Genomic DNA, 14670 nt, shown 5'->3' with positions numbered 1-14670 from the left:
CGCTTAGGTAAGCCAATGAGGCCGCCTTCGGGCGGCCTCATTGCGTTGGGTCAGTCGCGCCGCTCGCCAGGGTAGTTTTCGGAGTGGCGACCCTCTAGGTTGATCGATTCGCCGCCGTCTACAAATAGCACTTGCCCGGCCACAAAGGCATTATCCAGCAAATAGTGCAATGCTTGTACAAGGTGTGCTGGGTTGCCTTGGTGAGTGACCGGAATGCCTTCGATGCGCCACTGGATATAGTCGTTGGTACGCTGGGAGGCAGGCAGCACTACCCCGGGGGCGATACCGTTAATCCGTAGGCGCGGAGCAAACTCCAGCGCTGCCATACGGGTCATCTCAGCTAGGCTTTTCTTGGAGAGCAGGTACGCCGCATACGGATATTGGTGATAGGCCACCTTGTTGTCGATGATGTTGATCACCTGACCGTGCTCTACCGCCTCGGCAAAATGGCGTGTGAGTAGCAGCGGCGTGAACATATTGACCCGAAACTGGGTCTCCAGCTTGGCCATATCGGTACGGGCGATCGGCGCTGGTTCATAAGCTGAGGCGCTATTGAGCAGCACGTTCAACCCAGGAAAATGTGTTTTAGCTTGGGTGATTAATTCTTCTAGCGAATCCTCTAAAAAGTTGCAGGGCAGAATCTCGCACTCACGACCCTTGCCGCGAATTGCGTCTTCCACTTCCTCTGCTTCCCCCCGGGAGCTATTAACGTGTAACGCGATATCAAAGCCCTTATCGGCTAGCGCTTCAGCAAAATAGCGGCCCAGGCGCGTGGCGCCGCCGGCTACAAGTGCAGCAGGTGTATCCATTGCTTTATCCCTCGCAGCAGGTAGTGTTTGTTAACTAACGTTGTCATGGTAATCAAAAAGACTCTCTGCGTGAGCGCAGCGTTTGTCAATAACTTGTACAGAGCTTGAACAGAATGCTTAACCGTCTACTCTATTGGGGCGCCGATTGATTCCTATACGCTAAAACGGTGTGGGCTAGGTCATCGGCTCACCAGCCGTTAGTCATCCAGCCTCTTATATTGGGATATAGTTATGTCATTAAGGTCGTCACCCGTAACGCCAACCCCCTCGCCCGCGTCGGCTCAACACGAGTGCGTTATCTCGCTAGGAACCAATATTGAGCCAGAGCATCACTTTGCCCAAGCCCTTGAGATTTTGAGCAGTGAATGCGAACTGCTGGCCCGCTCCGAAGCGGTGCGCACTGCCCCGGTAGGCTTTCAGCAGCAGCCAGACTTCTTAAATGCCGCCCTGGTGGTGCGCACTACGCTTGAGCTGTGCGACTTTAAAGCCTACCTAAAAGAGGTTGAGCATCGCTTAGGCCGTGTTCGCGGGCCGATCAAATCTGGCCCCCGGACCATGGACTTAGACATTGTGGCCTGGGATGGCGAGGTGGTCGACGACGGCTACTTTCATCACGACTATGTTCGGGGGCCGGTGGACGAAGTGCTAGCCGTACTGAAGAGACCGAACTGAAAAAAGAGTAGCGACTGGGAAAGTTTTACGGGGCAGGGCTCACGTTTTCTAAAGATAGGCCGATATTCACGCTACCTCCGCACTGTTTGCGTTCACTTCCGAGGTCACGCCCGTGATCAGCCTTGCGACTAATATCACGTCGCTACTGGTGATGAATAATCTACGCAGTAGCCAGCAAGCAATGCAGACCTCCATGGAGCGTCTGTCGTCTGGGCTGCGTATTAATAGCGCCAAGGATGACCCGGCAGGCCAGGCGATTGCCAATCGCATGGGCGCACAAATTCGCGGTATGAACCAGGCGATCCGCAATACCAACGACGGTATCTCTATGGTGCAAACCGCAGAAGGCTCGTTGGACCTGATCAACGATAGCCTTCAGCGCATCCGCGAAACTCAGCGTTCAGGCGCTCAACGGCACCAATTCCTCAGAAGATCGGGCGTCTATTCAGTTAGAGATCGACCAACGGCTGGAAGAGATTGACCGCGTCGCTGAGCAGAGCAACTTTAACGGCATTAAGCTGATCGAGAGCGATAAAACGCTCAATATTCAGGTAGGGGCCAACGCCGGGGATGTGATTGGCGTGAGCTTTTCGGCGATGGGGCGTCAGGCGCTGGGGTTGGATAACTTCAGCGTATTAGATGATGGTTCGGCCACGCCCAAGCCGATGGATGTCGTGGATGAAGCCATGAAGCAGGTCGACCGCCAGCGCAGCTATTTAGGCGCGGTGCAGAACCGCTTCGAGAGCGTCATTGACGGGCTCAACACCAGCATCATTAACACCTCCGCCGCCCAGTCGCGTATTCAAGACGCCGACTACGCGCAAGAAGTCTCCAATCTTATTCGCGCCCAACTGCTTCAGCAGGTGGGTATCGCGATGCTGACCCGGGTGAACCAACAGCCGCAGATGATTCTGCGGCTGTTGGAAGGGCTGTAGTTAGAAGTGGCCGATCATCGTTAGTCGATGATGCCCTGTTCACGCGCCATGGCGTAAGCCGCCTGCGGGCCGTTCCACAGCGAGGGCAGCAGAATCAGCGACACCGGGATCGCGGTAATCACGATAAACTGCTGCAGCGCGCCAATTTGACCTGCACCCATATACAGCAGCACGGCCGCCATCAGGGCCATCGCAATGCCCCAAAAAGCGCGCATGTAAGGGCTCGGGTCATCATGGCCTGCGCCGACAACGGCAATCGCGTAGCTCATGGAGTCGCCGGTGGTGGCCACAAAAATCGTGGTCAGCAGCAGAATCGCCAGTGCCATCCAGGTGCCGCCGGGCAGCGCTTGAGCCACCGTGAGAGTCGCCACGTCAAACTGGAAGTTATTGAGCGCTTCGGTCAGGTCAATTACCCCGGTCAACTGATAGTAAATGCCGGAGCCGCCCAGTAGCGTAAACCATACAGTGGTGGCGATCGGGGCGAGTACGGCAACCGCCAGAATCATTTCACGAATGCTGCGGCCCCGTGAAATGCGCGCCACGAAAATCGCCATCAGCGGTGTATAGCCGATAAACCAAGCAAAGAAGAACACCGTCCACCACTGCATCCACCACGCCGGGGCGGTTTCAGCGGTCATCGTGGCCATGGTGAAAAACTCGCTGACATACGCGCCCATGCTGGAAACGTAGGTGTTCACCAAAAACAGCGTGGGGCCGAACACGATAATCACGGCGCCGATTGCTAACGCCAGCAGTACGTTGAAGCGGCTCAGCAGTTGGATGCCTTTATGCACCCCGCTCATCGAAGAGAGCACATAAATAGTGCCCAGTACGGCCAGAATCATCAGTTGCCCGGTGTAGCCTTCCGGCAGGCCAAACAGCTCATGCAGGCCAAAGCTCACCTGAGTTGCCAAAAAGCCGATGGGGCCTACCGTGCCTGCCACTAAGGCAATCACGCAGCAGGCATCCACTAAGCCGCCCAGCGGGCCACGCATCAAGCGTTCACCAAAAATCGGGTAGAGCAATGCGCGCGGCTGCAGCGGTTGGCCTTTCACGTAGTGCGCATGTGCCAGCACCACGGCGGTGAGCGAGCCCAGCACCGCCCAGGCCATAAAGCCCCAGTGCATAAACGACTGCGCCAGCGCGCCGGATACCGCTTCAGCGGTGCCCGCTTCGGTATCAAAGGCGGGTGGGGTGACCACAAAGTGGTACACCGGCTCGCCTGCGGCAAAAAACACCCCACCACCGGCTAACAGCGTACATAGAATGATGGAGAGCCACTTAAAGGTGCTCATTTCTGGTGCAACGAGATTGCCGATCTTAGCTTTTGCCGCAGGCGTTAACGCCAAGCCAATGGCGATAAAACATCGTCTGCAGAAGCAGCAGCTGGAAATAGCTGCCCAGCACCAGCGCGGTCCAGGCAAAGCCTGCGCTGATGGAATTGGCGACTAGGTCAATGTCGTAAAACGAAAGCGCCAGAAATGCCACGATGAAGCCGATGCGAAGCACCAGCACAATAGGGTCACCGAGGGAAAACCGCGAGGGCTCCTCGGCGCGTTGAGCAGGTTGGTTCATGAAGAGCACCTATTTGGAATGGGAGGTTGCAGGAAAGAGCGGGAGTAGAACCTTTAGCTTAATAAACCCAAGAGGGAGCCGACTTAACGCAGCTGGCCACAGGTTTACAAAGCAAAAAAAAGCGCCATTCAATGAATGGCGCGAGGACAGGAAACTGCGCATAGTATACGTGGTGTATAGACGAAAGTCTAAAAAAGTTGCTATTTGGTGCATATGGTTATGTCTACGCACCTCCATAAGGCATGTTGGCTTGGGAAGATAAGGCGATAGACGGCGATATCTTCCTAAGTATTATCTATCAATGCTTATTAACGTATTGAGATAATTATAGTTGTAAAAGATTGGCAGCATTCATGCTTGGTACGTAGCACAATTTTGTATACAAGGCGTGCTTGCTATGAATGCTTCAACAGCGGTTTTTCCGGGATTAAAGCGCGTTGCATTAGTGGGGGCGACGGCTCTTTTATGGTTGCCTGGGGTCGGTCAGGCGGAAGAGACAACCATCCGCTTCCAGTTAGATTGGCGCTTTGAAGGGCCTTCCGCCCCCTTTCTGTTGGCTGAATCCCGCGGCTACTTTGCTGAAGAAGGCCTTGATGTACAAATTGATTCCGGCAGCGGGTCAGCAGGCGCGATTAACCGAGTGGCCTCGGGTGCCTATGAGATGGGCTTTGGTGACCTTAATGCGCTAGTGGAATTCCTAGCCGAGAACCCCGATGGCCCCGGTATTAGCGGCGTCTATATTGTATACGATGGTACGCCTGCCGCCGTTTTTGCTCGTAAGGATAGCGGGATTGAGACGCCCGCTGACTTAGCAGGCAAAACCATCGCTGCCCCTGCCTTTGATACCGGCTACCGCGCTTGGGGTATTTTTGCAGCGGCCAATGATCTAGCGGCGGATGCGGTGGAGTGGCAAAACGTCGACCCTACGCTGCGCGAAACACTGCTTACCCGAGGTGATGTAGATGCCATTACCGGCTTCTACTTCACCAGCCTGCTGAACCTGGAAGAGCGGGGAATGAGCGAAGAGGAGCTCACCATCATGCCGTTCCCCGAGTATGGGGTCCCGCTTTACGGCAATGCCATCATTGTTAGCGAGTCCTTCGCCAACGAGAACCCTGAGGCCGTGCAAGGCTTTTTGCGGGCGTTTAACCGCGCCCTGGGCGACACCTTGGATGATCCCGAAGCGGCGATTGAGTACGTGCGCGAGCGCGATAGCTTGATTGACGTTGAAATGGAAACCCGCCGTCTGAAGCTGGCCCTGGAAAGCGTGGTAGACACCCCAGATGCCCGCGAGTATGGCGTGGGGGGAGTGGACGATGAGCGCCTACGGGATGCTGTTGCGCTAGTGGCTAAGGCCTACGACCTACCCACACTGCCATCACCCAGCCAAGTCTTCGACTCCCGTTTCTTACCGCCCGTCGATGAGCGCATGCTGCTGCCGGAGACTGAGTAATGTCGGCAGCGTTTGTCCGCTTTGATGATGTGAGCCTGGCCTATGACGGCACAGGCAACGCCATTGAGGATATTAATCTCTCCATCCGCGAGGGCGAGTTTGTCGCCTTCGTGGGGCCATCCGGGTGCGGCAAATCCACCTTTATGAAGTTATGCACGGGCCTGCACGCACCTACCCAAGGGAGTGTCAGCGTAGATGGCGCGCCGGTCACCGGACCCCTGAAAACCTCCGGTATGGCGTTTCAGAATGCCAACCTGCTGCCCTGGCGTACCACGCTGGATAACGTGCTGCTGCCGCTGGAAATTGTTGAGCCCTACCGTCGGCAGTTTCGTAAGCGTCGCGAGGAGTTTGTGGGCTGGGCGCGCTCCCTGCTGAAAACCGTCGGGCTCGCCGAGCATGAGAATAAATACCCTTGGCAGCTATCAGGCGGTATGCAGCAGCGGGCGTCCATTTGCCGGGCGCTGATCCACCAGCCGCGTCTGCTGATGTTGGATGAACCGTTTGGCGCGCTGGATGCGTTTACACGCGAAGAGCTGTGGTGCGTGCTGGCGGGTTTTATGGGAAGCCCAGCGATTTACCGTGGTGCTGGTACCCCCGACCTGCGTGAAGCAGCGTTCTTAGCCGATACCGTCTGCGTGATGAGCCGCCGCCCTGGTCGCGTGATTGAGCGCCGCACCATTGAGCTGCCTCGCCCCCGAGCGTTGGAGACCACCTACGAAAAACCCTTTATTGATCTGGTGCAGGAACTACGCGCCCAGATTGGCGAAGTGCGTAGCACCTGATCGATGACTCTCTGCGTCGGCACCATTAGGCATTTTTTATGACCGTAAATAGCAAACTGATTGAGCGTCTGGCGCCCTGGATCGCGGTGGTGGCGCTGGTGATTATCTGGGAAGTCACGGTGCGGCTATTTAACGTACCGAGCTTTATCTTCCCCAGCGCCTTGGAAACCGCGCAGGCGTTGATTACCTATGCAGGCCCCATTGGTCAGCACTCTTGGCAAACCTTCTGGACCACGCTGATGGCTTTGGGTTGGGAGTGGCGGTCGGGTTAGTGCTGGGCTTTATCATCGGCTCGTCGCGCTTTTTGTATAACGCCTGCTACCCGCTGCTGGTGGGGTTTAATGCCATTCCTAAAGTGGCCTTTGTGCCAATTCTGGTGGTCTGGTTTGGTATCGGTTCGGTACCTGCGATTCTCACTGCCTTTTTAATCTGCTTTTTTCCCATTGTCGTGAATGTGGCCACAGGGCTGGCAACCCTGGAGCCAGAAATGGAAGACGTGCTGCGAGTACTGGGTGCGCGGCGCATGGATGTGCTTTTGAAAGTAGGGCTGCCGCGTTCGCTGCCGTACTTTTTTGCCTCGTTGAAAATCGCCATCACCCTAGCGTTTGTGGGCACCGTCGTATCGGAAACCGTCGCCTCTAACCAGGGCATCGGCTACCTGATGATGAGCGCTGGTTCGCAAATGCGTATGGGGCTGGTATTTGCCGGGCTGCTGGTGATCAGCGCGATGGCCATGGTGATGTACGAACTGTTTGCCCAATTAGAAAAGCGTATGACTGCCTGGGCACACCGTAGTTGAGAAAAGAAACGCCGTAGCGGCGAAGTACCGCTGCGGTTTAACTGAATTTGCTGGCATAGCCAGTGTTGAACAATAAGGGGACCCAATGAAATATTTACCCATCGCTAGTTTAGCCGCTGCCATGTTGATATCACCGCTTGCCTCGGCTGAAAAACTATTTTCAGACTCAAGTATCTCGCTGCTATATAGCGATCAGTACCAAGCGTTTGGGCGTAATGAGCGCACCGATACCTATGTCACCTTTGAAAACGTGACGGCACACGACTGGGGCGGCACTTTTTTGTTTGTGGATCGTAACCAAGGGCGAGGTAAAGCCGATGGTGACGACGATCTGTATGGCGAATTCTCCCCAACGCTCAGCCTTGGCTGGCTAAGTGGCGTCGATTTGCAGCGGGGCGCGCTGAAAGATGTGTCGCTAGCAGGAACCTATGAATTTGGCGGCGGCACCAATGCTACCAACATTCTGACAGGCGTGAGCTTCGCCTGGGACGTGCCAGGCACAACGTACTTCAACAGCACGTTCTACTACGTCAATAACAGTGAAATCGCCGATGATCTGCAAATGACGCTCACCTGGGGTGCGCCGTTTGAGGTGGGTGCATCGCGTTTTCTGTTTGATGGCTATATCGACTACTCAACGTCGGCATCGGACCATGACGCAGAGTTTCATTTCAACCCACAGCTAAAATTAGACTTAGGGCACTACCGTGGCCGTCCAGGAGTGCTCTACGCAGGGATTGAGTACTCCTACTGGCACCATAAATATGGCCTTTCCGACAGCGTTATGGATACGGAAAGCGCGGTGAGTGCACTGGTTAAATTTCACTTCTAATCGGCGTGGGTAGCACCATGATGGTGCTACCAGCGATACAGCAGCGAGGCGCTGGTCGTGGTATCAGTGCGCTCGCTGGCATCCTCTGGGGGTTGTGAGTTGTGCTTCACTTCATAAGAGAGGCGCAGCGACAGCCTAGCGTTAAGACGGGCGGTAAGCGCCGTTAGCGAACGGCCGGTGGTGTTTGCATCGGTGTACTCTACCGACATCTCCTGGGCAATATCAGCGTAATTATAGAATCGGTAGCGGTAGTCCAGCGCGGTATAGGCCACGGCCAACTGCTGGTTATCTTCTTTTCGCAGGCGGTCATTGCGATAACCCGGCCCCGCTTCTAATGAGAGCGTATGTTGCTTATTTTCCAACAGCTGCCGCCCATAGCCGCCCATCACTGAGAGCTGCTGGTCGTAACCGGCAAAGCGGTCCTTCTCCCAGCGGGCAAAGCCGAAGAGATAGTGCGGCCCGCTAAAGTCATAGCGCTCTCCCGCCCGGCCAATAAGTACTGCTCCGCGCTGGTTTCGCCATCCTTACTCACATTACGCACTTCACCGCGTAGCGAATGGGTCAACTGCCCCGTTAGCGAGGTCAGGCGGGTCTTGCCGATCAGGGTTTGGCTGTCGGTGTTGCCAGAAAGATGGGTAAAACCAAGCTCCGCATCGCCGCTAAATTCGGGGGTGTCCTCTTTCGGAGGCGGCGGCGCATAGAACGGCGAGGCCGCAACGCCGGTCGCCCAAAGTGCGCTGCTAGTGAATACCAGTGAGCGTAGCAAATGTCGCACGACACTCCTCCTTGAGCTCTTGGGTTCAGTAAGTGGCTGCTATATAAGCAAAGGTGAGGTGAAAGCGCAACGACTAACGCCGCTTGGCGCTGCGTGGCATAATGACGCTGTCGCGCATTGTGAGTTCCGTTATGACCGCCCCCCGCCCTAGAACGCTGGCCGAATTGCAGCGCTGGCGCCGCACCCGCGCCAAGCGCCGCTGGTATAAGCGCAGTTTTCGCCTACAGGTAATGATGCTGGTGGGGCTACTGTTATCGGGCATGTTGCTGGCCCAGGGCACCTATTTGAACCACCGCAAAGCCGAGATCATCACCCACCAAATGGGCGAGCGGGCACTGGCTGTGGCCAAAACCGTGGCCGGGATGCCGCAGATTGTAAACGCTTTTTCCTCTCCTGACCCCCCCGCCATTATTCAGACCCTTGCCGAACGAGTGCGTCAGGAGACCGGCGCGCGCTACGTGGTGGTGGGTAATGCCCAATCGATCCGCTACTCCCACCCTGTGCCCGAGCGTATCGGCCAGCCCATGGTGGGCGGCGATAACGACCAGGCGCTTATCTCTGGCTAGTCGTATGTTTCCGAAGCCACCGGCACGCTGGGCACGGCCATGCGCGGCAAAACGCCATATGGGACGAAGAGGGCAATATTATCGGGGTGGTCTCAGTGGGCTTTATGCTCGACCGCGTCGATATGGATGTGGCCCGCTACACCAGCCTCGGCTGGGCGCTCGTCGCGTTGATGATCATGCTCGGATTTGCCGGGGCTTACTGGCTATCACAGCACCTTAAAAAGATCATCCTAGGGTTAGAGCCTTACGAAATCGCCCGTTTGGCAATGGAGAAAGAGGCCATTCTGCAGTCGATTCACGAAGGCATTCTCGCCGTGAATCGGGATGGTCATATCACCTTGGTGAACCAGCAGGCGCGGCGCTTTTTAGAGCTGCCGGATGAGCACGTGCTGTTGGGGCAGCCTATCCGTGAGGTGGTGCCCAACTCGCGGCTGCTGGAAGTCTTGAAGCATGGCGAGCAGGAGTTTGACCAGGAGATGTGGCTGGGAGATCACCCGGTGGTGGTAAACCGCGTGCCCATTCTGCATGAAGGCGAGATAGAAGGGGCCGTAGCCACCTTCCGTAGCCGCCGGGAAATTATCGACCTCTCCCAGGCGCTTACCCAGGCCAGCCGCGATGTGGATATGCTGCGCGCCCAGGCCCACGAGTTCTCCAACAAGCTCTACACCATCTCCGGCCTGTTGCAGTTGCAGCGTATCGACGAAGCGCTGGCGCTGATTCATCAGGAAACCGAGCGCGCCCAGGCGCAAATGAGCTTTTTAATGCGCCACGTGGCGGATGCGGTATTGAGCGGCACGCTGCTGGGCAAACTCACCCGCGCCCGCGAGCTGGGCGTTACGTTAGAAATCGACGAGCAGAGCTCGCTCTCCTGCCCGCTAACGCCCACCGGCCAAGAGGTCATGATGAGCGTGGTGGGTAACTTACTGGATAACGCCTGCCACGCCGCGCTCAACGGCCCTCACGGCGACCAGCCCACTGTGCGGCTGTTTTTCACCGACCTGGGCGAGCAGCTACTTATTGAAGTGGAAGATAACGGTGCCGGGGTGCCCGCCGAGCATGCGGAGTCGATTTTTGCCGAAGGATTTTCCACCAAAACCGGCAAGCATCGGGGCATAGGGCTGGCCCTGGTGGCGCGGCTGTGCCGCCAGCACGGGGGCGCAGTGACGCTGGAAGAGAGCGAACTGGGCGGCGCGTGCTTTATTGCCGTGCTGGACCGCTCGCTATGCGCCGAGGCCGCCACCGAGCCTGCGCCCTCATAACGACACGAATAATGACGACGCTAATAAATAAGAGGAAACACCATGTCTGCGACGCAATACGGCATTTTGGTCGTCGAAGACGATTTTCGCATCGCCGATATCCACCGCGCCTTTATTGAGCAGAGCGACGGGTTTTATGTGGTCGGCATGGCGCGCAACGGCAGCGAAGCCAAGGCGCTGATGGCCCAGCACGCCGCCGAAATTCAACTGATTTTGCTGGATGCCTACCTACCGGATGTTGAAGGGCTGGAGCTACTGTGGGCCATCCGCCGGGATTATGTGCATGTGGATATTGTGATGGCGACCGCCGCCAAGGAGGTGGAGACCATTAGCGAGGCGCTGCGCGGCGGCGTATTCGATTATCTGATCAAACCCATTGAAGCGGCCCGCATGAACCAGATGTTGACCCGCTTCCGCCTCGAGCGTGAAGTGCTGGCGAACCGTGCCGAGATGAGCCAGGACGAGTTGGATCACGTGTTGGCCCGGGTTACCCCGAGCGAACCCACACGCTCCGACAGACGAGCGCTACCCAAGGGCATCGACCGCTTAACCGCTGCGCCGGGTGGTGGATGCGCTGGCTGCCGCGCCCGACTCGCTCACCGCGATGCAGGTAGCACGCACCATGGGCGCCAGCCGCTCAACCACGCGGCGCTATTTGGAGTTTTTAGTCGCTGAACAGGCGGTGAGCGCCGAGCTAGGGTATGGCGATGTGGGCCGCCCCGAACGGCGCTATCGGCTGCTAGGCGCCGCTAAGGGGTGGCTAGAAACGTTATAAGCATGTCTGCGTGAACAAAATGAACAAAACGCACAAAAAGAACAATTTGTCGTTTATGGTCATAAGCTTGCCGCTAGGGGTGGCGCTCTTCTAACGTTCGCTGCGTAACCACACACAGTTAATAGCCGAGTGCCCGGCGCCGTTTATTAACTCTGCGTATGAAGAAGCTTGGTTAACAAAACCAAAACGTTAATAACAACACTGTTTGAATAACAATGTGGAGAACGCCAATGACGACGCTACCCTTAAAGCGCATCGCCGTGCTTGCCCTGCCGATGGCTGCCCTGGCCATGACGACCTCTGCCCAAGCGCAAGAGTGGACCCCAAGCCGTTCTATCGAATTTGTTGCCCCGGCGAACCCCGGTGGTGGCTGGGATACGCTGGTGCGCACCATGTCCCGCGTGATTCAACAAGAGTCCTTGGCGGATGAAAGTTTTGCGGCCATCAACGTACCCGGCGGCGGCGGTGCGGTAGCGTGGGCCCAGGTCCCCCGTGATAGCGGCACCCCCCTAAACTGTTTGCGACTAGCCCGCCGATGATCCTGGTACCGCTGGCAGGCGCTTCGCGCTACGACCACACCGATTTCACGCCGATTGCGCGGATCAACACCGACTACTACATCATCCTGGTCGCTGCGGGCTCCGAGTACCAAACCTGGAAGACCTGTTCGAAGCGCTCAAAGCCAACCCCGGCCTGAGTGTGGGCGGCGGCAGTGCGCCAGGCTCCATGGACCATATCTCGGTGGCGGGCTTGGCCTCGGCGGCGGGAATGGCAGCCTCTGCGGAGAACTACTTTCCGTTCTCCGGTGGCGGCGATGCCATGACCAACCTGATGGGCGGCCAGATTGAAGCGGTGATCGGCGGAGCCGGTGAAGCCGTTGGCCAACTGGGCGGAGGCAGCCAGCTGCGCGCATTGGGCGTCTCTTCTGAAGAGCGTCTGGGCGGCGGCTTGGCCGACGTGCCCACCTACCAAGAGCAGGGCTTCGATTACACCTTCGATATTTGGCGCGGTGTGATGGGCGCCCCGGACATGCCGGAAGAAGCGGTCGAGTACTACGAGACGCTGTTCGCTGAAATGCTCGAAACCGACGCATGGCGCGAAGCCAGCGACCAGCTGGGCTGGATCGATGCCTACCAGGATAGCGAAACGTTTGGTGCCTTCCTGGACGATCAGCAAGAGCAGTTCAGCAGCGTGCTGACCGATCTGGGCCTGCTGCGCCAGTAAGCGCCAGCGCCCGTTAGAGATTTCCCGGTGGCGCCACGCCGCTGGGATCTTCTGTCTGTTACCGCGAGGGCCAGCGCATCCGCGTTGGCTCCTTCGGAGAAATCCCAATGACCCGATTGAATACTAACCAGTGGCTAGCGCTTGTACTGGCGCTGGTGGCGGCTGCTTATTTAGCCATGGCTTGGCAAATCCCGACGTTCCCCTTACCGCGCCCGGTGGATTCCGACCTGTTCCCCAAAGTATTGGGCGTGTCTCTGCTGCTGCTGGCGGCGCTGCTGTTTTTTGAAAAGCCGAGCGCTATTGCCGGGGCCGATGCGATCGACCATGAGGCCACCAACGGCCCGCTGCTGTTCACCCCCTGGGCGCGTGTCATCGTGACCTCGTTAGCCATCGCCGCCTATGCGTTTTTGCTGGTGCCGCTGGGCTTTTTCTTGGCTTCCACGCTCTTAAGCGTTGGTTGAACCGCCTACTACGTCTCACCCCGCCACGGCGTCAACCTGGCGGCATCGCTGGGTGTGGTACTGGCCCTTTACCTGACCATGACACGGGTAATGGATGTTTACCTACCCACCGGCGTACTGCCGTTCTAAGCAGGGCGTGCTGACGCACGCTTAGCGGGTTTTAACGAGAGACACCCCCATGGATGCCTTAAACAATCTGATGTATGGCTTTGGCATCGCGCTTGGGCCAATCAATATCGCTTACGTTTTCGCCGGTGTGTTTGCCGGTACCATTATCGGTATGCTGCCAGGCCTAGGGCCGATCAGCGCGCTGGCGCTGATGCTGCCGATTACCTTTGCCATGGAGCCCTCCTCCGGTTTGATTCTGATGGCAGGGGTCTCTTACGGCGCTATTTTCGGCGGCTCGACCTCATCCATTCTGCTCAACGCGCCCGGCGTGGCGGGCACGGTGGCAACCTCCTTTGACGGCTACCCGATGGCCAAGCAGGGCATGGCGGGTAAGGCACTGGCCATTGCGGCGTATGCCTCCTTTATCGGCGGTACGGTATCGGTGATCTTTTTGATGCTGGTGGCACCGCTGCTCTCCAAAGTGGCAGTAAGCTTTGGCCCTGCTGAGTACTTTGCACTGATGGTGCTGGGCTTAACGGCGGTGGTGTCACTGTCGGATAAATCCTTGGTAAAAGGCCTGATTGCGGCGGTAGTGGGTGTGATGATCTCGATTGTGGGGATCGACACGCAAACCGGTACTGAACGCTTTACCTTCAACTCGATTCAACTGCTCGACGGTATCGACTTTCTGGTGGTGGCGCTGGGTATCTTCGCCCTGGCGGAAGTGTTCTACATGCTGCTGCGTGGCGGCGGCGGTAAAGAGGTGCCGCGCAATGTGATTGGCTCGCTGAAACTGAGCCGCGGTGAAGTGAAGAAAATTGCTGGCCCCATTAGCCGCAGTTCCGTACTGGGCTTCTTTACCGGCGTACTGCCGGGGGCGGGCGCCACCATTGGCTCCTTCCTGGGCTATAGCATGGAGAAGCGCCTAGCGAAAGATGGCGACTCCTTTGGCCAGGGCAACATTAAGGGCGTAGCCGCTCCGGAAGCGGCCAATAACGCCGCCTGTACAGGCTCTTTCGTGCCGCTGTTACCCTGGGTGTGCCGGGCTCTGGTACCACGGCGGTTCTGTTGGGGGCGCGTCTGGTAATGGGTGTGACGCCTGGCCCCATGATGCTGGAGCAACGTCCGGATGTGTTCTGGGGCGTGATTGCCAGTATGTACATCGGCAACATCTTCCGGCTGGTACTGAACCTGCCGCTGATCCCGCTGATCGCTAAAATCCTCGACCTGCCGCGCCCGCTGCTGCTGTCGATGATTTTAATCTTCTGCATGATCGGCGTTTACGGCATGAGCTTCAGCGTATTCGACCTGTTGCTGCTGCTGGGCTTTGGTCTGCTGGGCTTGGGCATGCGCCTGTTTGGCTTCCCCACCGCGCCGCTGATCCTTGCGCTCATCCTAGGTAATATCATGGAAGAGTCCATGCGCCGGGCGCTGCAGATCTCGGGGGCGATTGGACCACTTTTATCGACAAGCCAATTTCGCTCTCTCTGTTGGTGATTGCGATGCTGTCGCTGGGCCTGCCGTTCCTCAAGAAGCGTCGTAATAAAGCGGCCACTGCCGCTAACTAACGCTCAGTGCGGTACCCCCAAAGCGCCCTAGCGTCTGCTGGGGCGCTTTTTTTGTTTGCCCGGCGAAGCCGGCAAAC

At 57.3% G+C, this 14670-nt stretch carries 8 protein-coding genes and 7 pseudogenes; 12 read left to right on the top strand and 3 right to left on the bottom strand.

Translation table 11 applies throughout. The features are described from left to right. Window positions 1-50: 50 nt before the first annotated feature. Window positions 51-809 (bottom strand): SDR family oxidoreductase, encoded by a 759-nt coding sequence (locus tag B4967_RS00670; protein ID WP_083023003.1) that lies wholly within the window; start codon window positions 807-809, stop codon window positions 51-53. Between the two features lie 231 nt (window positions 810-1040). Between B4967_RS00670 and folK the strand changes: the two genes are divergently transcribed. Beyond that, the gene (gene folK / locus B4967_RS00665; RefSeq protein ID WP_083023001.1) at window positions 1041-1481 is read left to right on the top strand and encodes a 2-amino-4-hydroxy-6-hydroxymethyldihydropteridine diphosphokinase; all 441 of its coding nucleotides are present in this window, start codon (window positions 1041-1043) and stop codon (window positions 1479-1481) included. A 112-nt stretch (window positions 1482-1593) separates the two neighbouring features. Then, window positions 1594-2416, top strand: a pseudogene (locus B4967_RS00660) (flagellin N-terminal helical domain-containing protein). A gap of 20 nt (window positions 2417-2436) precedes the next feature. Here the strand turns inward: B4967_RS00660 and B4967_RS00655 are convergent. Next, window positions 2437-3991 (bottom strand): annotated as a pseudogene (locus B4967_RS00655) (BCCT family transporter). 397 nt (window positions 3992-4388) lie between these two features. On the opposite strand from B4967_RS00655, the gene B4967_RS00650 reads away from it, so the two are divergent. From B4967_RS00650 to B4967_RS00635, 5 genes are all read left to right on the top strand, one after another. Then, window positions 4389-5444 (top strand): ABC transporter substrate-binding protein, encoded by a 1056-nt coding sequence (locus B4967_RS00650; RefSeq protein WP_083022998.1) that lies wholly within the window; start codon window positions 4389-4391, stop codon window positions 5442-5444. Further along, the gene (locus B4967_RS00645) at window positions 5444-6226 is read left to right on the top strand and encodes an ABC transporter ATP-binding protein (protein WP_083022997.1); all 783 of its coding nucleotides are present in this window, start codon (window positions 5444-5446) and stop codon (window positions 6224-6226) included. Before B4967_RS00650 ends, B4967_RS00645 begins: the two co-directional genes overlap by 1 nt. A gap of 38 nt (window positions 6227-6264) precedes the next feature. Continuing rightward, window positions 6265-6498: a hypothetical protein gene (locus B4967_RS18520; protein WP_243470247.1), complete on the top strand. Its 234-nt coding sequence runs from the start codon at window positions 6265-6267 to the stop codon at window positions 6496-6498. Next, window positions 6441-7025, top strand: coding sequence for an ABC transporter permease (locus B4967_RS00640; RefSeq protein WP_243470246.1), 585 nt, complete (start codon window positions 6441-6443; stop codon window positions 7023-7025). The genes B4967_RS18520 and B4967_RS00640 overlap by 58 nt, the downstream gene beginning before the upstream one ends. A gap of 85 nt (window positions 7026-7110) precedes the next feature. Further along, window positions 7111-7857 (top strand): outer membrane protein OmpK, encoded by a 747-nt coding sequence (locus B4967_RS00635; protein ID WP_083022995.1) that lies wholly within the window; start codon window positions 7111-7113, stop codon window positions 7855-7857. Window positions 7858-7883: 26 nt separating this feature from the next. On the opposite strand, the pseudogene B4967_RS00630 reads toward B4967_RS00635, so the two are convergent. Next, window positions 7884-8632 (bottom strand): annotated as a pseudogene (locus B4967_RS00630) (DUF481 domain-containing protein). Window positions 8633-8763: 131 nt separating this feature from the next. Between B4967_RS00630 and B4967_RS00625 the strand changes: the two are divergent. The 5 genes and pseudogenes from B4967_RS00625 (at window position 8764) to B4967_RS00605 (ending at window position 14593) form a co-directional block, all read left to right on the top strand. Beyond that, a pseudogene (locus tag B4967_RS00625) lies at window positions 8764-10457 on the top strand (ATP-binding protein). Between the two features lie 42 nt (window positions 10458-10499). Then, a pseudogene (locus B4967_RS00620) lies at window positions 10500-11232 on the top strand (response regulator). Window positions 11233-11462: 230 nt separating this feature from the next. Continuing rightward, window positions 11463-12456 (top strand): annotated as a pseudogene (locus B4967_RS00615) (Bug family tripartite tricarboxylate transporter substrate binding protein). Between the two features lie 107 nt (window positions 12457-12563). Continuing rightward, a complete protein-coding gene (locus tag B4967_RS00610) occupies window positions 12564-12917 on the top strand; it encodes a tripartite tricarboxylate transporter TctB family protein (RefSeq protein WP_243470243.1) in 354 nt (117 codons plus the stop codon). A 178-nt stretch (window positions 12918-13095) separates the two neighbouring features. Beyond that, window positions 13096-14593: pseudogene (locus B4967_RS00605) on the top strand (tripartite tricarboxylate transporter permease). Window positions 14594-14670 lie beyond the last annotated feature (77 nt).

Source organism: Vreelandella lionensis (assembly GCF_002087295.1).
Classification (GTDB): Bacteria; Pseudomonadota; Gammaproteobacteria; order Pseudomonadales; family Halomonadaceae; genus Vreelandella; species Vreelandella lionensis.
Note: the sequence above shows the minus strand (reverse complement) of the source record. Positions and strands in the feature narration are given on the sequence as shown.